The sequence below is a fragment of the Frankia sp. AiPs1 genome (assembly GCF_023716945.1).
Lineage (GTDB): Bacteria > Actinomycetota > Actinomycetes > Frankiales > Frankiaceae > Frankia.
Map to the genome: position 1 here is coordinate 1 of NZ_JAMQQF010000065.1, position 19,836 is coordinate 19,836.

Annotated in this window: 14 protein-coding genes and 1 pseudogene; 12 read left to right on the forward strand and 3 right to left on the reverse strand. The window is 72.0% G+C overall.

Features of this window, described 5'->3' with window-relative positions:
* The 4 genes and pseudogenes from ND748_RS09440 to ND748_RS09455 all read left to right on the forward strand — a co-directional run.
* A pseudogene (locus ND748_RS09440) lies at nt 1–580 on the forward strand (hypothetical protein); the annotation flags it as partial.
* Nucleotides 581–662: 82 nt separating this feature from the next.
* The gene (locus ND748_RS09445) at nt 663–2,048 is read left to right on the forward strand and encodes a phosphotransferase family protein (RefSeq protein ID WP_251745290.1); all 1,386 of its coding nucleotides are present in this window, start codon (nt 663–665) and stop codon (nt 2,046–2,048) included.
* Complete coding sequence (locus ND748_RS09450; RefSeq protein WP_251745291.1) at nt 2,045–3,046, forward strand: hypothetical protein; 1,002 nt, start codon at nt 2,045–2,047, stop codon at nt 3,044–3,046. Before ND748_RS09445 ends, ND748_RS09450 begins: the two co-directional genes overlap by 4 nt.
* A 70-nt stretch (nt 3,047–3,116) precedes the next feature.
* On the forward strand, nt 3,117–3,830 hold the full coding sequence (locus ND748_RS09455; RefSeq protein WP_251745292.1) for a bifunctional 2-polyprenyl-6-hydroxyphenol methylase/3-demethylubiquinol 3-O-methyltransferase UbiG: 714 nt from the start codon (nt 3,117–3,119) through the stop codon (nt 3,828–3,830).
* Between the two features lie 82 nt (nt 3,831–3,912).
* On the opposite strand, the gene ND748_RS09460 is transcribed toward ND748_RS09455, so the two are convergent.
* Complete coding sequence (locus ND748_RS09460; RefSeq protein ID WP_251745293.1) at nt 3,913–4,743, reverse strand: class II aldolase/adducin family protein; 831 nt, start codon at nt 4,741–4,743, stop codon at nt 3,913–3,915.
* A 929-nt stretch (nt 4,744–5,672) separates the two neighbouring features.
* Between ND748_RS09460 and ND748_RS09465 the strand changes: the two genes are divergently transcribed.
* Nucleotides 5,673–6,449: an SDR family oxidoreductase gene (locus tag ND748_RS09465; RefSeq protein ID WP_251745294.1), complete on the forward strand. Its 777-nt coding sequence runs from the start codon at nt 5,673–5,675 to the stop codon at nt 6,447–6,449.
* A 103-nt stretch (nt 6,450–6,552) separates the two neighbouring features.
* Entirely contained in the window at nt 6,553–7,416 is an 864-nt protein-coding gene (locus ND748_RS09470; RefSeq protein WP_251745295.1) for a TauD/TfdA family dioxygenase, read from the forward strand.
* Between the two features lie 566 nt (nt 7,417–7,982).
* Here the strand turns inward: ND748_RS09470 and ND748_RS09475 are convergent.
* Both ND748_RS09475 and ND748_RS09480 read right to left on the reverse strand, forming a co-directional pair.
* Nucleotides 7,983–8,756, reverse strand: a complete 774-nt coding sequence (locus ND748_RS09475) for an SDR family NAD(P)-dependent oxidoreductase (RefSeq protein ID WP_251745296.1) — start codon at nt 8,754–8,756, stop codon at nt 7,983–7,985.
* A 2-nt stretch (nt 8,757–8,758) separates the two neighbouring features.
* Nucleotides 8,759–10,882: a PKD domain-containing protein gene (locus tag ND748_RS09480; RefSeq protein WP_251745297.1), complete on the reverse strand. Its 2,124-nt coding sequence runs from the start codon at nt 10,880–10,882 to the stop codon at nt 8,759–8,761.
* A gap of 327 nt (nt 10,883–11,209) precedes the next feature.
* Here ND748_RS09480 and ND748_RS09485 point away from each other — a divergent pair, with 327 nt between their 5' ends.
* The 6 genes from ND748_RS09485 to ND748_RS09510 form a co-directional block, all read left to right on the forward strand.
* Nucleotides 11,210–13,033 carry a hypothetical protein gene (locus ND748_RS09485; RefSeq protein ID WP_251745298.1) on the forward strand — a complete coding sequence of 608 codons (1,824 nt, stop codon included), beginning with the start codon at nt 11,210–11,212 and terminating at the stop codon, nt 13,031–13,033.
* Nucleotides 13,034–13,232: 199 nt separating this feature from the next.
* Nucleotides 13,233–13,796 (forward strand): hypothetical protein, encoded by a 564-nt coding sequence (locus tag ND748_RS09490; RefSeq protein WP_251745299.1) that lies wholly within the window; start codon nt 13,233–13,235, stop codon nt 13,794–13,796.
* A gap of 325 nt (nt 13,797–14,121) precedes the next feature.
* On the forward strand, nt 14,122–14,826 hold the full coding sequence (locus tag ND748_RS09495; protein ID WP_251745300.1) for a GntR family transcriptional regulator: 705 nt from the start codon (nt 14,122–14,124) through the stop codon (nt 14,824–14,826).
* Nucleotides 14,827–15,301: 475 nt separating this feature from the next.
* A complete protein-coding gene (locus tag ND748_RS09500) occupies nt 15,302–16,492 on the forward strand; it encodes an ABC transporter substrate-binding protein (protein WP_251745301.1) in 1,191 nt (396 codons plus the stop codon).
* A gap of 196 nt (nt 16,493–16,688) precedes the next feature.
* Entirely contained in the window at nt 16,689–17,852 is a 1,164-nt protein-coding gene (locus tag ND748_RS09505) for an ABC transporter substrate-binding protein (RefSeq protein WP_251745302.1), read from the forward strand.
* A gap of 137 nt (nt 17,853–17,989) precedes the next feature.
* On the forward strand, nt 17,990–19,836 hold a 1,847-nt coding region (locus ND748_RS09510; RefSeq protein ID WP_251745303.1), incomplete at its 3' end, for an ABC transporter permease.

The window sequence follows — 19,836 nt, forward strand, 5'->3', positions numbered from 1 at the left end:
GGCCGAACTCGCGCGCACGGCCGGGCAGGCCGCCGCGGCGAACAGGGAGGGCCGTCCCCTGCTCGCCGGGCTCGCGGCGCTGCCGTGGCCGCGCGAGGACCATCTCGTGATCTGGCACGCCGCCAAGGTGCTGCGCGAGCATCGGGGCGACGGGCACATCGCCGGGCTCGTCTTCGAGGGGCTGAGCGGCATCGACGTGCTCGTCATCCACGCCGCCTACGAGGGGTGGCCCGGCGAGCTGCTGCGCGACTCCCGGCGCTGGGACCCGCCGGCCTGGGACGCCTCGGTCGCGAGCCTGCGCCGCCGGGGCTGGCTGGCCGAGGCCGAGACGCCGGAGCCGACGCCGGAGCCGGGGCCGACGCCGGCGGTGACGCCGGAACTGACGGCGCAGGGTCGCCACCGCCGGCGCTGGATCGAGGATCGGACCGACGAACTCGCGGCGCTCGCCTACGAGCCGATCGGCGACGCGGGCATGGATCGCATGATCGAACTCGGCGCCAAGGTCGTGGCCGCCCTCGGCGCCGCCGGCCTCGCCACGAGACTGCGCCGCCCCGTTGCCAGGGACCGGAAAGATCCGTAGCCTCGCCGGACGTTCATGGGAGCCGCACGTTCATGGGCGCCGGGACGTTCGTGGGAGCCGGACGTTCAGGAGAGGGAGAGTCGTGAGCCAGGATGAGCAGGTTCGGGCCTGGTTGGAGCGGGAGTTCGACGGCACCATCGTGTCCTTCGAGCGCCAGGAGCGGTGGCGCGCCGCCTGGTTCGCCGATCTGACGAGCGACGGGGAGCTGCACCGGTACTACGTGCGCGGCCATCGTGGCGGCAAGTTCCGGGAGATGATCACCCTCGGGCAGGAGGCCGACATCAACCGGGTGCTGCACCACCACGGCGTGCCCGTCCCCCGCGTCCACGGGATGATCGACGACCCGCCCGCGATCGTCATGGACCGGCTGCCCGGCCGGGTCAACCTCGCCACCGCGCTCGACGACGGCGAACGCGACGCCGTGCTGGACCAGTACGTCGACGCCATGTGCCGGATGCACGCGATCGACGTGGGTGAGTTCGGGGCGCTCGGGCTGCCCGTCCCGGCCGACAACCGGGCCGCGGCGCTGAACATGTACGCCACCGGCGAGCGCAACTACCGCCGGGCCAAGACCGCGCCCAGCCCGATGATCGAGTTCATGTGGCGGTGGCTGCGCCGCAACGTCCCGACGGGCCGCACGCGGCGGGCGCTCATCCAGGGCGACGCGGCGCAGTTCCTGTTCGACGGGGGCAGGATGACCGGCCTGATCGACTTCGAGGCCGCCTACATCGGCGATCCGATCGCCGAGTTCGCCGCGATGCGCAGCCGCGACTGCGAGGAGCCGCTCGGCGACATCGGCCGGATCGCGCGGCGCTACGAGGCCGTGACCGGTGAGCGAATCGACCGTGACGCCGTGGAGTTCCACACCGCCGGCTGGTCGCTGATGACCCCGTTCCAGTGGGAGGACTCGGTCCGCAACCCCGCCGCCGGCGACAGTTGGCTGGAGTACTTCACCTGGCTCGTCGGCTGCGGCCGGTGGGCGCTCGAGGCCATCGCCGCGGTCACCCGCGCGCCGCTGTCCACCGTCGAACCACCCGCGCAGCGCCGGTCGTCCTACTCCAGCGCCGCGTACACCAACCTGATGGCGCTGCTCGACGAATGGCCCACCGCCAGCGCCTACGAGGGTTTCCGGGCGGACAGCGCCCGGGCCGTGACCCGGTTCGCCGAGCACGTCCACGCCTTCGGAGCCGATCTGGAGGGCGCCGACGTCGAGGAGATCTCCGAGCTCCTCGGCGCCCGCCAGCCGGATCTCGCCACCGCCGAGGCGGCGCTGGAGGAGTTCGTGCTGCGCGCCTCCCCGGACTTCGACGTCCCCCTGGTGCAGTACTTCCACCGCTGGACGCAACGTCAGCAGTTCCTCATCGCCGGCACGGGTGCCCGGCACGAGAAGCTCATCCACCTCAGTCTGCAACCGCTCACCGGCGACGCCTGGCCGGCCGGGGGCCAGCCCTTACGGAGGTACGCATGACCGTGCACGTGGACGGCGACGGGCCGCCCCTGCTGGCGGAGCTGGCCGCGGTGATGCCCGCCGCGCCGGCGCTCGTGGACCGGCTCGTCGACGAGTTCGCGCCCACGGCGGCCACGATGGCGACCCCGCAGGCGTACTGGGTCGGGTTCAACGGCTGGCTGACCGACCGGCTGTCCGGCCCGATCATGCAGGGCACCGTCGCCGTCGACGACGTCGGCGAGCAGGCCTGGGCGATCCTGGCCTCCAGCTACTGGGGCGGCCTGGAACTGCGCGAACACTGGGGGATGCCGCCGGTCATCGAGCGGCTCGGCATCACCCTGTCGCCGCCGTTCGCCGAGGTAGAGCAGGGCATCGTCGCGCAGATGGCGCAGCGGCTCGAGGCGTTACGCGGCGGCGGTGAACGCTGCCTGGAGATCCTGCCCGCGATCCTGCGGGAGGACGCGCCGTCGGGACCCGTCCACGGCATCGCCTACAACGCCGGGGTCCAGGTGGTGAAGACCGAGGACCCGCCGATCGGCCAGCGCCGCCCGCACCGGGCGCCCAGGCCGTCGGCGGTGCGCATCAACGCACGTCACTTCCTGCGGGTCGACTACGACCTGCCGACCCCCGACTACCTGAAGATCTGGCGCTCGGCGTTCGAGCGGGCCGTCACCGCCAGTCCCGACACCTACGAGAAGGTGATCGTCGGCACGGGCGACCAGGCCGACCTGCGCGACATCTGGGCCCGCGGGGTGGCCTTCGGGAACACCACCTGGGGCGGGGACGCGCAGGACGGCTGGACCGACGCCTACTTCGACGAGACCATCCGCTGGAGCTCGATCCTGACGTTCGGCATGGAGGCGGCGGGCCTGGCCGCGTTCGTCGCGCTGATCAACCAGGATCCCGCGGCGGCCACGGCCGCGGTCCTGTGCAACACCCTCTACCTGGGCGCCACCCCGGGCTGGCTGATCGGCCTGCTCGACACCGGCGCGACCCTGCCCCGGGTCACCGGGGGATAGGGGCGCGGCGGCGGGCGGCAATGCCCGGCCGGGAGGGATGCGGGACGGACGCGGCGGGGAGACCGAGGGAATGGGAACCGACGCCGTTCGCACCGGCGAGACCGGCTTCGCCGCGCACTATCCGGCGTTCACCGACCGATTCCGGGGCAGCGAGGAGGAAATCAGTCGGCGGCTGGAGGTCTACCTGCCCGACGTCGACCGGTTCGTCGCCGGCGGGGGCGTGCTCGATCTCGGCCCCGGGCGCGGTGAGTGGTTGCGGATGCTCGCCGCCCGGGGGGTGGACGCGGTCGGGGTCGACGCCGATCCGATGTTCGCGGCGGCGGCGCGGGCGCGGGGACTGCGCGTCGAGGTCGGTGACCTGCTCGACCATCTCCGCACGGTCGGTGACGGCACGTTGGACCTGGTCACCGCGTTCCACGTCGTGGAGCATCTGGCGACCGACGAGCTGCTCGCCGTGCTGGCGCAGGCCCGCCGCGCGCTGCACCCGGGCGGTGGGCTGATCCTCGAGTCCCCCGACCCGACGAACCTGGCCATGGGGGCCTGCAACTTCTACCTGGACCCGACCCACCGCCGGCCCCTTCCACCGGCACTCACCGAGTTCCTGGTCACCACCAGCGGCTTCACGGATGCGCAGATCCGCCGGCTGCACCCCCGTGAGCAGGTCGACCTGTCCACCCTGCGGCTCGACGGCGTCGACGAGGCAACCGGTCGGCTGGTCGGCGCGGCGCTGACCGCGGCGCTGTTCGGGCCGCAGGACTACGCGGTCGTCGCCGTCGCGGCCTGACCGCGGCCCCGGCTCGGCGGTGGCGCCGGGAATGGTGCCGGGGCTGGTGTGGGAGCTGGTGTGGGGGCCGGTGTCGGGAATGCTAGGTGAGCAGGTCGGGCTGCTCTTCGACGATGATCTCGTAGAGGGCGTCGAAGGCCCAGCGGTCCGAGTCGTCGCTGCGCCCCTGACCGGCGGTGAAGCTGGCGGTCTCGTGGTCCAGGATGTGCAGCGGCCCGGCCGCCGCGGCGATGAGCTGGGTCCTGGCGGCCCGCTCGGCGGCGATGTACCGGGCGGCCGCCGACTCCACGCTGGTGCCGACGGTGAGCAGGCCGTGATTGCGCAGGATCGCCAGCTTGTGCGGCCCGAGCGCAGTGGCGATCTTCCGGCCCTCCTGTTCGCTCAACACGACCCCGTTGTACTCGTCGAAGACGACATGCTGCAGGTAGAAGGCGCACGCGTCCTGGGAGATCGGATGCAGCGGCACCGCGAGCGCGGACAGTGCCCGGCCGTACGGCGAGTGGGTGTGCGCGGCGCCGACGACGTCCGGGCGGGCGGCGTGGATCTGCGAGTGGATCGCGAAGGCCGCCGTGTTCAACGGCGGCTGCCCCGCCACGATCTTGCCCGCCGCGTTGACCAGCAGCAGGTTCGACACCCTGATGCGGCTGAAGTCGAGGCCGGCCCGGTTCACCCAGAAGTGGTCGGTCAGTTCGGGGTCGCGGGCGGTGATGTGGCCGGCCAGGCCCTCGGCGAGGCCGAGCTTGGCAAAGATCCGGTACGCCGCCGCGAGCTTCTGCTTACGGTGCAGCCGCTCCTGTTCGACCGTGCGTACCGGCACCGGGCGGGGCCATTGCCCACCCTCGGCGGGGGAGACCAGCCCGGCCCAGGGGGTGACCGGGTTCGTCGGGGCCGGGGCATGGGTGGACAGCGTCATGAGGGTCTGGTCCTTCCATCTCGATGACGGGCGGGAACCGGCCTGACGCGGGCTCAGCAGATCATCGCTGGCGCCAGCAGCGAAGGCGGGTCGCGGAGAGGTCCTCCCAGCGGGGAGAACCCGCGTGGCAGGAGGCACAGGTGTCGGCGGTGCGCCGCCGGAGCAGGTGCGCGCCGCAACTGTGCGGCAGGGCGGAATCCATTGTCAAGCTTCCCGAGTGGAATGGTGCCACCACGGTGAGCTGAGGATCCGCCCCCCTGGGCGACGGCTCGAAGCCCACCGAGGGGCCGCCGCGATGTGGCATGGGTCACTTTCATTTCCTACTTGACCGATCGACAAACCGGGTTCATGTTGGGGAGGTGTTGACGATCGCCTACCTGGCCAGGCGCGAGCACATCGACCTGCTGCGAGTCACCTCCGCGAGCTGTCCGGCTCGCCGCGGCTGACGCCGACCCCCATAGCCCGGCCCGGTCAGTCCCGACCAACCCGTGTCGCCTGCCATCGGCGGCGGTCTCCGCGCCCCGCGGGTCCGCGGTCTCGACGGGCCCGCGGCCGCGACGGGCCCGCGGCCTCGGTGAATCCGCGGTCCCGGTGGATCCTTCGTTCGATGGATCCGCCGGGCGGGGGAGGCGCCGTCCTCGCCGAAGGCCGGGGCGGACCCGCCGCCTGGCCGGCACACCACGTCCGGGACTCCTGACGCCCGACCGCGGCGCGATGTCGTCCGCCGCGTCCCGCGGACGGCCCTCGCCGCGATCCCGGGACCAGTCCGGCATCCCCCGCCCTCCGCCCCCCGCCCGGACAACGGCGAAGGTGGATGGGTCAGATCGGATCCAGACCGCCGACGCCTGCCCCCGGAGGGCCGGCTCCATCCCGATTCGCGCTGCGTCCGCGGCACGGTCGGGCGACCAGACAACCGACAGGGAGCACGAGTGGATCTCCAACTTGCGGGCCGCCGAGCGATCGTCACCGGTGGCAGCCGCGGCATCGGGCGGGCGGTGGCCGGCGCGCTGCTCGCCGAGGGAGTCCAGGTCGTCATCGCGGCCCGGGACGCCGAGGTGCTGAAGGCGGCCGCCGCCGAGCTGTCCGCCGCGGGCGGTGCGACGGTGCTTGCGATCGTCACCGACACCGCCAGCGACACCTCCGTTCAGGCCCTGGTCGAGAGCACCGTCGCCGAACTCGGCGGCGTCGACATCCTGGTCAACAACGCCGCCCGGCCCGGCGGCGCCGGCGGACCGGGGGGTGTGGGCGCCCTGTCCACCGCGGACGCCGCCGCCGACTTCAACGTCAAGGTGCTCGGCTACCTGCGCACCGCGCAGGCGGTCACGCCGCACTTCGTCGCGCAGGGCTGGGGGCGAATCATCAACATCGGTGGGCTGGCGGCCCGCCAGGTCGGCCTCGCCTCCGGTTCCATCCGCAACGTCGGTGTCGCCGCCCTCACCAAGACCCTGGCCGACGAGCTGGGTCCGCACGGCGTGACCGTCAACGTCGTCCATCCGGGGCTGACCCTGACCGCCGACCACGGCGGGAGCGTGGTGCTGTCCGACGAGCAGATCCAGGCCGCGGCGGCGCGCATCTGCATCGGGCGGGCCGTCACCGCCGACGAGGTCGCCGCGGTCGTGACCTTCCTCGCCTCCCCGCTCGCGGTCGCCGTGACCGGCGAGTCGATCGCCGCCGGCGGCGGCACCCTGGGCCCCATCCACTACTGACCGGCATCACCTCGCGGACCGAAATCACCTCGCGGACCGAAATCACCTCGCGGACCGGCATCACCTCGCGGACCGGCATCACCCCCGACCGAAGGGACAGACAGTGACCACTGTCGTAGAGGCACCCGTGCAATCGCCGCTGGCCGTCCGGCCGCTGCAGCCCACCATCGGCGCTGAGATCGACGGCGTGGATCTCAGCCAGCCGCTCTCGCCCGCCGTGCGCGACGAGATCAGGGCGACCGTACTGAAGTACAAGGTCGTGTTCTTCCGCGACCAGGAGCTGACCCAGCAGGGGCACGAGAACTTCGCCGGTCAGTTCGGTCCCCTGTACACGCACCCGGGCGCGGCGAAGGCCGACGCCCGCACCACCGCGATCCATCGCATCTCCTCCGCCGACTTCGACAAGGTCGCGAAGGTGCACACCCCGCAGGACGACGACGACATCTGGGACCCCTACCACACCGACACGAGCTGGCGGCTCGTCCCGACCTGGGGCGCGGTGCTGCGGGCGGTGGAGCTGCCCGAGGTCGGCGGCGACACCATCTGGGTCGACGCGGCGCTGGCGTACCAGGGCCTGTCCGACGAGGTGAAGGAGCGCCTCGACGGCCGCCACGTCACCCACGACTTCCGGGCCGCGCTGCACGCCAGCGGGCATGACTACCCGGTGGTCGCGCACCCGGTCGTCCGGATCCACCGGGAGACCGGTGAGAAGATCGCCTGGGTGAACTTCACCCAGCGGCCGACGATCATCGGGCTCGACCGCGCCGAAAGCAAGGAGCTGCTGACCGCCGTCATCGACCAGTACCGCAAGCCGGAGAACCAGGTGCGCTTCACCTGGCGGCCGGGTTCGGTCGCGTTCTGGGACAACCGGGCGGCCGTGCACTACGCGGTCCGCAACTACGGGACGACGCCGCGCCTGCTCGAGCGCATCCTCATCGCCGACGAGCCGCTCCACGCCGACCTGTAGTTCGAGGCCGACCTGTGGTTCGAGGCCGACCTGTGGTTCGAGGCCGACCTGTGGTTCGAGGCCGACCTGTAGTCCGAGGCCGACCTGTAGTCCGAAGTCCGGACCGGCGGCCGGACCTCGTCCCGATCGGCGAGGCGGGCCGCCGGCCTCAGGTCGCGATTGTGATGGTGGTCAGGCGGCGTCTTGGTGCCACCTGATGCCGGACCGTCGACGCCTGGCCGTGGGAACGTGCGGTCCTGGGCGTCGGGGTCGTCCTGGGCGTCGGGGTCGTCCTGACGTCGGGGTCGTCCTGGCGTCGGGCTCGCCTCCGACGGCGCCGGCGCGGTTCCGCGGAACCGTCGGGACCGTGCCGAGCCCTCGCGGTGGCAGGTCGTGTCGCGGGCACGGTTTCGCGGACGCAGCGAGCCAGGTCGGATGCGGGAGGCGCCGTGCGGTACGAACTGTACGGTCTGCGGGCCCAGACCGCGCGGAACGCACCGCAATGCGGCCGCGGTGGCCCCCGGCGCCGCGGGCACCCTGATCGTGGGCGCCCACACACCAACCCCTGATCACAATCAAGATCCGCGCTAGCCGTGGTTGGTCAGGCCGCCGTCGACGAGCAGGTCGGTGCCGGTGATGAAGGCGGCGTCGTCGGAGGCGAGGAAGACCGCGGCCCGGGCCACCTCGTCGGGATCCCCGAGGCGAGGGACGAGCGCGTGGCTCAGCAGCGCCTCCCGGGCGCCGGGCAGGGCGAGCTGCTCGGCCGAGCCCGGGGTGTCCATCGCGCCGGGGCTGATGCTGACGGCGCGGATGCCGTACGGCGCACCCTCGGCCGCGATGACGTGCGTCATCGCCAGCACGGCGGCCTTGGTCGCCGAATGCGCGATCCCGCCCGGACCACCGCCGTGCCCGGCCACCGAGGCCGTGTTGATCACCACGGGTCGCGTGTCCGGGCCGGCGCTGGCGATCAGGTGCCGCCAGGCCGCCTTGGTCACGACGAAGACGATGCTCAGCTCGTTGCGGATCGAGAAGTCCCACTGCTCGACCGTCATCGCGTCGATGGTGGCGAACACGCACGCCGAGGCGTTGTTCCACAGCACATCGATGCGACCGTGGGCCTGCACGGCCGCCTCGACCCACTGCTCGGCCTCGGCATGGTCGCCGAGGTCGACCGGCGCCGTGCCGAGCATCCGGCCGCCGGCCGCCTTCACCATGGCCTCGGTCTCGGCGTTGCCCGCCACGTTCAGGTCGGCGCCGACGACGGTGGCGCCGGCGCCGGCGAAGCGCAGCGCGCCGGCTCTGCCCATGCCGCTGCCGGTACCCGTGATCAGGACGACCCTGCCGTCCAGTGAACCCGCCATCGTCAGATCTCCGCCCTGTCAGTGGTCTCGTCAGCGGCTGCGGCGACGATGGTGCGGGCCTGGGCGATCGTCTCGATCCGGCACAGCTCGGCGCGCACGTCGCCCGTGCGGTGGGAGGTCACCCGCGCCGTGGCGAAGTAGGTGCCCGGCACGCCGTAGGTGTGCGTGGTCGAGACCGTCAGCTCGGCGGCGGTGCCGTCGATCTCCGCGTGGTGGAACGGATAGGTTCCGGTGCCGTCGAAGTCCCACTCGACCGAGACGATCTTTCCGGTGCCCGGCGGGACGGCGGCGGTGACCGTCAGGGTCACCGGCTCGCCCACGCCGACGTCGGCCCGGGATCCGCCGTTCGCGGTGGCCGCCGCGACCGGCTGGATGCCGCCCCGCTCGGCCGCGCTCGCCGGCAGGTGCACCTGGCCGTCGACGAAGGTGTAGTGGCTGCCGCTCGGTTCGATGCCGTTCTCCACCCAGTCGATCAGGTCGATCATCGACTGTTCGGTGATGCCGCGAAAGTCGATGAGCCGGGTCGCGGCCACCCGGTTCGGTTCCGGCGGGACCATCCCGTACGGGCCGTGCTCGGCGTACTCGGTCCAGCGGATCCGGAAGTTCGCCCGCGCGCCGGCTTCGCCCTGGGCCTGGCGCACGGCCCGGTCGTACAGGGTGCCCCACGCGGGCCAGACCGACGAGTCGTGGGTGTGGTGGATCCAGAGCACCTTGCCCTCGTACTGGCCCGAGTAGCAGACGCCCATCAGCGAGGACATCCGCGGCACGGGGTGCTGCGGATGGATCGGCCGGCCGTCGACCAGCAGGTGCGCGAACGCGGGGTCGGCCATGACGTGATGGCGGGCGAAGTAGCAGTAGGCGAGGAACCTGCGGTTGTCGACGAGCACCTCGTCGCCCGGCTCGACCCCTTTGAACCGCAGGACGTTCGCGTCGCCCTGCCCGTCGCAGGCGAAGACGTCACCGGCCGCGCCGGTGGCGTACAGCGACCGCCCGGCGGCTTTCCCGGTCAGGATCTTCACGCCGGTCCCGACGCGGTAGCCGCCCTTCAGGCCCTCGATCTCGACGGCGTAGGGGAAGTCGTACGCCTCGCCGCCCGCGCCGACGATCGCCGCCAGGATCCGCATGGTCTGGAACTCGGGTCCGGCGAAGTCGGCCGACTCGTTCAGGTCGCGGGCCGACAGGGTGCGCACGACCCGACCGGTCTGGTGGATCAGGTCGGCCTCGACCAGTTCGGGCGAATCGTGTCCGACGTAGCCCGGCTTCGTCCAGAAGTTCGCGAAGTAGTCCGGGTCCTCGCGGTGCAGCTCGTCGGCCAGCGAGGTCCACAGCCACATCTGGCCCATCGGCTCACTGATCATGAACTCGTTGCCGCGGGCGAAACCCTGCCGGTACAGCGACGCCAGTTCCTCGCGCTCGTGCGTGCCGAGTCCCTCGAACGGGTCGCCGCTGCCGCCCGGCGCCATCCGGTCCGCCAATGCGATGATCTTGTCGCGGCCGAGGAGCCGTTGGACGTTGAACATCTGGCCGAAGGACATGATGCTGCCGGCCTTGACCCGCTCGGTGTTGCCGGGTTCGGCGATCTCGCCGCCGCTGGTCGACGGCATGCATCCGGCCCACACCCCGGGCGCGTTCTCCAGGCAGAGCGGGGAACGCCGCCCGCCGCCGCTGCCACCCCAGACGTAGCTGTGATGCGGGGCGCTGCCATACACCTGGGCGGCGACGTACTTGGACAACCGTGCGGCCTCGGCACTGGCGCGGTGGCCGTAGAGGGTCGGGTCCTGGCCGGCCTTCGGGTCGTAGTCGTCGCCCTTGTGCCCCTGGTTCGACTCGACCATGTAGCCGCCGAGGCGGGCACTCATGGCGATGCGTTGGAACATCTCGCCGAGAATGCCGCCGCCGAAGGTGACCGCGTGGCCGCCGTTGCCGCCTTCCAGCGGCTGGAACATGCGACCCGTGTAGTACTCGGCGGGCGGGAAGTAAAAGGCGAACTCCGTGTCGGTACCCGCGAAGCCGCCCTGCACGAAACGGTGCGGCGACGGGCGCTCACGTTCCTCGTCCACCTCGATGAACGGCGCCCCGAAGAAGGCGTCGGTGACCTCGTACCCGGACAGATCGATAGCGCCCATGAGACAGCTCCGTCTTCGTCGCCCTTGCGCCTCGCCGGCTGTGGGAGCTGCAGCGTCGCAGACCATCCGCGGACATGTCAACGCTGTTCACCGCGTCCACTCCAGGTCCACCCACGTCTCGTCCACGTCTCGTCCATGTCCATCCATGTCCCGTAGGTGCCGGGAAGTCCGATCCGCCGGGCAGTCGTGGCGCGGCAGGCGCTACGGTGGCCGCCAGGCCGAGCGTGGCCGATGTTTCCTCGGACGGCCGGCGTTGGGGTGTGGTGGTTGAAGGTCGCAGACCGGGTCGGTTCCGAGCCGGGCAATCATTGCGGACGTCGGTGGCTGGTGGTCGGAGTGGTCGCGGCCGCGATGGTCTTCTCGGCGCTCGGAGTGCTGGTCGCCGTCGTCGTGCCGCCCTTTGCCAGCGCTGACGAGGCGCAGCACACCGCGTACGCGCTTGCGGTGGCCGACGGATCGTTGCCCGGGCTGGACACACCCGTGCGCTCCCGCATTCCGGGCATGCCGGGGCTGCCGGCCGGGTGCCGCGTCTCGCCCCGGCAGTTCCGCGCCGCGGTGAACGTGCACGCCGACCACCTGTGCGGGCGGCGGCTGCGTCGGCCGCTGACCAACTTCGACGTCGTCTACACCGCGAACCATCCGCCGTTGTTCTACGCGGTCGAGGCCGTCCCGCTTCGGTCCGGCATCGCCGTGGATCACCCGCTGGCCGGCTTCCGGGCCGCCCGGGGAGTCAACATCGCGCTCGGGGTGACCGCCCTGATCGCGACGGCTGCCCTGGTCCGGGGCGTGCTGCCGAGACAGCCGGGCGCCGCGGTCGGCGCGGCGGCGATCACCGGTGCGGTCGGCCTGTTCGTGTTCCCGTCCGGGCAGGTCTACAACGACACGATCGCGGTGGCGACCATCACCGGCCTGCTCGCCGTGACCGTCGCGATCGCGCGCCGGGGACCGGGGCCGCGCACGCTGCTGGCGCTCGCGGTGCTCGGCCCGGCGGCCGCGGCCAGCCGGGCGAGCGGAGCGGTGGCGTTGATGGTCGTCGTTCCGGCCGTCGGGGTCGTCGTTGCGGCGCACACCGCCGGCCGCCTGGTTCGGCGAGCCGGCCGCGGCCTGGCCGTGGCCGGTGGGCTCGCCGCGCTGACCTTCGCCGCGACCGGCTGGTTCTACCTGCGCAACGTGCACCGGTACGGCGACCCCACCGCGTTCGGCCGGATCGCCGCGATGCTCCCGATCCGGGGACCGCGGCCGTCGGCGCAGCAGGTGGTGCGCGATCCCGAGTTCTGGTGGCACGTCTATCGCGGTCTGTTCGGCCGGGTCTCCCTGCTGACCGGCTACGCCGAGAGGATGGCCGTCGGATTCGCGATCGTCACCGGTGCGGGTGTGCTTGCCGCGGTGGTACGGGTCCTGACAGCGAAGATCTCGGCCGCTCGGGCCCCGGACTCGCTGGCGATCAGCGCCGGGCTGTACGGCGGTGGGACGCGGGGGAGCGGGCCGCCGGGGTCGGGACAGGGGGCGGGGTCGGAGCAGGGGCGGCGCCAGCCGGGTGCTCGGCTGGCCGGGAGCGTCGTCTGGATCCTGCTGGTCGCGCACTGCCTGCTCGTCATCGCCACGCTGGTGGGATACGCGGCCGCCGGCGGCGCGGCGTTCACCCGTTACCTGCTGCCGATGCTGCCGGTGCTCGCATGCGTCGTCGCGGTCTGCTGGCGGGCGCTCCCGCTGGGCCGGCGGGGGCTGCCGACGGTCGTGCTCGTCGCCGCGCTGGCCCTGCTCACCCTGACAATGATCACTCGAGACCTGGCGTGGCGGAATCCCGCGCTCGCGTCCCTGTCGCCGGTGGACCGGCTGCGGACCGCGTGGGCGGCCGAGGCACCCGGGCCGGCCGATCTCGCCCTGTCCGGTCTGGCGGGATTCGCGCTGGTCGGCGGGCTCCTGCTGACCGTCGCCCTGTGGAAGCTCGGCGACCCGATGCTGGCCGCCGACCCGATGCTGGCCGCCGACCCGATGCTGGCCGCCGATGCGTCGCTGGCCGGCGATCCTTTGTGGGCCGCCGATTCGTTGGTGGCCGGCGATCCTTTGGTGGCCGGCGATGCGCTGGTGGCCGCCGATGCGTTGGTGGCCGGCGGCGGTGAGGCGGCCCAGGTATCCGCGGACCGGTGATGCAGATCGATGATGGGGATCGGTGATGCGGATCGGTGATGCGGCGCGGCCGGTCTGTGCCTGTCCCTGCCGGCGCCGCACGCCTGGCTAGGGGAAACGCCGACTGTTTGTTCTCTCCCCGCCGGGAAACACCGACGACATGACGGATAACGGGGGTTCAGGCGACGCGGAACCGACTGTCCGACCGTCCCGGGCACGCATGCTGGGCCTGCTGCCAATCCTCGCGGCCGGGCTGGCCGCCTCCGTCCTGCGGGCGGCACACAGCGAGGGCGCCGTCGGCGACGGGTGGTTCCTGACCGGGCTGGGTATTGCGCTTGTCACGATGGTGGCCGGGGTGGGCGTCCTGAAGTTTCAGGAGCGCGTCATCGTCCGCGACGGGAATCTGACGCTCGTCGACTGGCTGGGGCGGGCGAAGACGGTCCCGTGCGCCGATGTGCGCCTCGCGAGCCTGGTCAGCGTTCGCCAGATTGCCACCTCGGGCCCACGGATCCGCGTCATCGTCGAACGCGTGTCACCGGCTCCGCCGCTCATGATGATCGGTACCGCGCTGAACCGCGAACGCACGCGCAGGCTGTTCGAGCGCACGGGCATCCCGGTTCGCGTCGTCGGTCGGACCGTCCGATCGGCTCAGCTCCCGGAGTCCTTTCCCGGTCTGCAACTGGGCCTGAACGACCGTCGTCCGGCCTTGGCCGGCTTTCTTGGCGCCGCCGCCATCTCCGTGGTCCTCATGGCGATTCTGACGCCGCTGGTGGTGTTCCTCTGAGGGCATTCCCTGCCGCTTCGACGAACCCCGTTCATTGAACAGGTCGCCGGTGGGCGCGGGTCCGGGGTGGGCGGGCGCCGACCCGCCCACCCCGGACCGTCAAGGCAGGTCCCGATCCGCCGAGGGCGGGCCCGGAGGGTCGCGTCGACGAGGTCGTCGCGACCCTGCCCGCGGAGCTGGTCGAGGACCAGGTGCCGCCCCGAGCTGCTCGGCGATGCGGCGTGCGTCGGCCGGTTGCGCGTGCGGCGGCACGTTTTCTGTATCATGTGTGATTCCGGCGCGGCCGGGTTGTGCCCTCCCTCCGTCCTGCTGAGGAGCCGCAGGCGTGGCGTCGAAAGCTCCAGCTCACGAGGCGGCCTCCCGCCTACCCACCCGGCCGATCACCCGCGAGCGCGTCCGCATGAGCGTGGGTGACTACATCAAGGAGCAGATCTTCGAAGGCAAGATCCGGGTGGGGGAGCGCATCCCCCAGGACGAGGTGGCCCGGGTGCTCGGGGTGAGCAACACCCCGGTGCGCGAGGCCGTCATCGCCCTGGAGTCCGAGGGCATCCTGGAGATCCGCCCGCACCGCGGCGCGTTCGTCTGCCACGTCGACCGCGATCGCATCCGGGACAACTACGAGCTGTTCTCGCTGCTCTACGGGTGGGCGCTGAAGCGGGCGGTGGCCGGCACCAGCGCGCGCAACAAGCACGAACTCGTCGCGATCGCCGGCCGGCTCGCCGGGGAGAAGGACCTGGAGGCGATCAGGCCGCTCATGGTCGAGTTCGTCGACGTGCTGGGCCGGATGTGCGCCTCACCGGCCTGGCGGCATCTCGTCGACGCGGTGCCCGACCTCCTGCCGGCCGACGCCTACTACACCGCCGTGCCCGGGATGGCCGACGCCGTGGCCCCGTGGATGCGGCTCATCGCCGAGGCGGTCGACCAGGGCGACGGCGAGGCCGCGGCATCGGCGGCCGAACGGATGCTGCAGCAGCACGGGGCCGCGCTGGTGGCCGAACTCGAGCGCCGCGGCCTGTTCGACGCCTCCTGAGGGGCAGTTCGCCCTGAGGGTCTGTACGTCCTGAGGTCCGCACGCCCCGAGGTCCTGTACGCCCCGAGGTCCTGGTCCTGTAAGCCCCGAGGGCCGGTCGCCCTGAGGGCCCGTACGTCCTGAAGGGGGCGGGGCGTCCCGACGGGAGGCGGGTCCTCGGGGCATGGCGCCCTGAGGCGACCCGCGAACGGCTCCGGCCGACCCCGCCACGCCCCGTCGACCCACAAGACCACTCCCTACCTGCGCAAATGCATACTTCCACATTATGTGTGATGTGTGGTACACCATTGCCGCGGGGGAAGAGGTGCCCTTCGTCCGGCGGCCGGGTGTCCGGTACGCGTCCCGACGGCATCCTTCGTCGCCCACGCCCGCAACCGGCCCGCAACCGGCCCGCAACCCAGGAGGACACCCAATGCGAGCAGTCAGATCGATGCGACCTCGCTCGGCCCGGATCCGGGCGAGCGTGGCCGCAGCGGTGGGAGCGTTACTCCTCGCCACCGCCGCCTGTGGCAGCGGTGGCAGCGGTGGGAGCAGTGGGAGCGGCGCAGCGGCGCCGTCGAGCAGCGGCGGCCCCAGCGGATCGCCGATCAAGATCGGTAATGTCGGCGTCTACAGCGGGTTCGCCTCCGACATCGCCATCGCCGGTTCCAAGGGCCTGCAGGCGTGGGCGGACGGGGTCAACGCCGCCGGCGGCATCAACGGCCATCCGGTCGAGATCATCGTCAAGGACGACGGCGGGAAGCCCGCCAAGGCCCTGCAGAACGTCAAGGAGCTCGTCGAGAAGGACCACGTCGTGGCGCTCGTCGGCAATCACGAGTCGGGCGTGGACGCGGCGTGGGCGAGCTACGCCTCCCAGCACGACATCCCGGTCCTCGGCGGGACGGCCACCGGGGTTTCCTACACCAAGGACCCGAACTTCTTCCCGGTCACCGGCACCAACGACACCGGGTACGGCGGGTACGCCAACGCCGGGGTCCTGTTCCACAAGACGGTGGTGAGCGTCGCGTACTGCGCCGAGGTGCCCGCGTGTGCCCAGGCCGCCGGCCTGCTGGACACCCACGCCCGCCGGCTCGGCATCCGGTCGGTGCCGGGCCAGGCCATCTCGGCGTCGGCGACCAGCTACGCCGCCCAGTGCCAGAAGCTCAAGGACTCGGGCGCCGAGGCCGTCTTCGCCGCCAGCGACCTGGCCACCGCCAAGCGGCTCGTCGAGCAGTGCGCCCAGCAGGACTACCGGCCGATCTGGATCGACAACCCGCAGAACTGGCGGGACAGCGAGCTGTCCGCCCCGGTGTGGGAGGGCCTCGTCTTCGCCGCACCCGAGCCGCTGTGGTTCGGCGACGGACCCGGCACCGCCGAGTTCCTGGCCGCGATGACGAAGTACCAGCCGGGCGTGCTGCTCAACACCAGCACGACGTCCGGGTGGTACGCCGGGAAGGTCCTGGCGAAGACCCTCGCCGGTGCGAGTGGCGACATCACCTCGCAGACGATCTACGACGGTCTGTACAAGCTCGGTCCCAGGTTCGACCTCGACGGCATCCTCGCGCCCGTGACCTACGCGAAGGGCAAGCCCGCCGTCCAGGAGGCCTGCACCTGGTACGCCCAGGTGAAGTCCGGGAAGCTGACCACCCCCTTCGGCGCGGGCCGGGTCTGCAGCAAGAACGCCTGATCCGCCCGGCGCCCCGCGCGCCCGCGCCGCTCGGACCGCCCGCGCCGCTCGGACCGCCCGCGCCGCTCGGACCGCTCGGACCGCCCGGACCGCCCGGACGACGCACCCCACATCCCCGCGCCCACATCCCGCGTCGTCATCCCGGCGCTCCATCACCGCGCTCCCCATCACCGCAGTCCCCACGAGGAGGACCTCCGTGTCCGGAACCACGAAGATCGGCATGCTCTGCGACTGGCCGCTCGCCCCGGAGGCCGAGCAGCTCCTGCACGACGTGCTCGACCTCACCTTCGACGAGGCACTGCAGGACGGCCTCATCGACCGGCCGATCGAAGTGATCTACAAGCTCGTCCACGGCCTGCCCACCGGCGACGCGCACACCGTGATCCAGGCGGGCCGCGAGCTCGTCGACGCGGGCGTGGTGGCCATCGACGGCCCGTGGATCTCCGACAACGCCATTCCGTTCCGGGAGTGGAACGACCGGGAGGGCCACGTCCCGTCCGTGGCCATGTGCGGCACGGACCTCTGGTACGGCGAGTGGTGCTTCAACATCAACAACGGGTCGCTGGCCGAGGACCCCTACGTGATGTCGAACTACCTGGCCGTCAAGGGGATCAAGACCGTTGCCGTCGTCTACGACAAGACGGCGATCGGCGACGAGTACCGCGGCTTCTTCCGCGACGCCTGCGACTTCGACGGCGTCGAGGTGCTGCTGGAGCACGGGGTCGACCCGCTGGAGACGGAGATGGGCCCGGCGGTCGAGCGGCTGCGCTCGGCCGGCGCGGACGCGCTGGCCTACCTCGGCGTCGGGGTGGCCTCCGTCCACATCAACCGCGCTCTCGCCGCGGCGCAGTGGGACCCGTTCCGGGTGATGTGCACGGCGTTCATGTCGGCCCCGGTCCTGCCCCAGGGCATGGCCGCGCTCAAGGGCTGGGTGGGCTGCGACCAGTACGACGAGACCAACACGGTGGCCCGGGACTTCCTCGACCGCTTCGAGCGCCGCTACGACTACCGGCCCGAGAACTGGTTCGCGATCATCAACTACGACATCGCCCAGATGATCGCGCACGGCATCTCCAAGGCCCGCCCGCTCTCGCCGGCCGGCGTGAAGGCCGGCCTGGAACGCGTCAAGATGCTGCCCGCCGCGACCGGGGGCGCCCGGGGTCTGCTCAGCTTCGCGCCGTACGTCCACCGGGCCTGGCTCTCGCCGGACTTCCTCGTGATGCGCGAGGTGCGCCCGGACCTGGACGAGAAGGTCGGGCTGCGCGACCGGACGGGAACCGTGATGCGTCACCGCTTCCAGCCCCGCAGCCGCACCGACCGCCTGCCCGCGGCGAACGGCAACCCGGCGGCGGCCGGCTGAGACCGAGCCGACCTCCCGGGATGCGCCGCGCCGAGGGCGCACTGCGGCTGACGGCGCACTGCGGCTCCAGCGCGCGCAGGCGGCGCGTCCCGGGATCTCCGGCGGATCGTCGCGACCACATCAGGGAGGGGACCCACGTGCTGCCGTTCCTCATCGCCGGGCTGACCACGGGATCGGTGTACGGGCTGGCCGGTGTCGGGCTCGTGCTCACCTACAAGACGTCCGGCATCTTCAACTTCGCCCACGGAGCCGTGGCCACCGTCTCGGCCTACCTGTTCTACAGCCTGCACGTCCAGGCTGGACTGCCATGGATACCCGCGGCGGCGATCTGCATTCTCGGCGCCGGCCCGGTCCTGGGCGTGGCGTTCGAGCAGGGCGCCCGGCGGATGGCCGCGACCGCGCTGTCGACCCGGGTGGCCGGCACGGTCGGCGTCCTGCTCGTCGTGCAGGCCGGCGCCGTGCTGATCTACGGGGACACCCGACCGCGCAAGGTGCCGGTCTTCCTGCCCGACGCCGGGTTCCACCTCGGCAGCACGACCGTGACCGCCGACCGCATCATCGTCTTCGCGGTGGGGATCGCCGCCACCGCGGCGCTCTACGCCTACTTCTCGCTGGCCCGCACCGGCGTGGCGATGCGGGCCGTGGTCGACGACCCGGCGCTGCTCGACACCACCGGGACGAACCCGGTGGCCGTGCGCCGATGGGCCTGGATGATCGGCATCGGGCTCGCGGCGACGTCGGGTGTGCTCATCGCCCAGTACATCAACCTCGACGCGACGGCGCTGACCTTCCTCGTCGTCGCGGCCTTCGGCGCCGCGGCGCTGGGCTGGTTCACCAGCCTGCCCGCGACCTACGCCGGCGGCCTGGCCATCGGGATCGTCGCCTCGCTGGCGACGAAGTACTTCGACAGCGGCCTGCTGGCCGGGCTGTCCAACGCGCTGCCGTTCCTCGTCCTGTTCGCCGTCCTGCTCACCGCCCCCCGGCGGCGCCTCACCGAACGACTGCGCGCGGTGCCGCGTTCGGGCGTCGCCTGGACGACGCCGTGGCGCCTGCAGTCCGCCGGCGGCGTCGCCGTCCTGGCGCTGCTCTGCTTCGTGCCGAGCTTCGCCGGCATCCACCTGGTGGCGTTCAGCGAGTTTCTCGCCTACGCGATCCTGTTTCTCTCCCTCGGCCTGCTCGTGCGCACGTCCGGACAGGTGTCGCTGTGCCACGTCACGTTCATGGCCATCGGCGTCTGCACGTTCTCGCAGCTACACGTGGAAAAGGGCTGGCCGTGGGCGGCCGCGCTGGTGGTCGCGGGCCTCGTCGCGGTGCCGATCGGAGCCCTGCTGGCGATCCCGGCGATTCGCCTGTCCGGGCTCTACCTGGCGCTGTCGACGTTCGGGTTCGGAATCCTCGTCCAGTACATGTTCTACTCCCAGGGCTACATGTTCGGCAGCCTGGGAATCGGCGTCACCGTGCCCACCCCGCGCTGGTCCGCCGTCGGCCTCGACGGCTCCGACCGCGGCTACTACTACCTCGTGCTGATCCTGGCCGCCGCGGCGGCCCTCGCCATGGTGGCCCTCAACCGCAGCCGGCTGGGCCGGCTGCTGCGCGCCCTGGCCGACAGCCCGATCGGCCTGGCGACGAGCGGGACCGCGGTGAACACGACCCGGGTGCTGGTGTTCTGCCTGTCGGCCTTCCTGGCCGCCGTCGCCGGGGTTCTCGACGCCGCGGCGGTCGGGCAGGTCAACGGCGACTCCTACCTCCCCATCACGTCGCTGGTGTACTTCGTGCTGGTGGTCATCAGCGTCGGGGGCGCGCCCTGGTACGCGATCGCCGGGGCCGCCGGGCTCACCCTCGTGCCGTCCTACGTCGACGACGCCGACACCTCTAACTGGCTGCAGGTGGCGTTCGGCGTCTTCGCGATCCTCTACGCGGTCACCGCGGCCCGGGCCCGCGAGCCGCACCCGGCCGTGCGCCGCGCGCTCGACCGGCTCGGCGG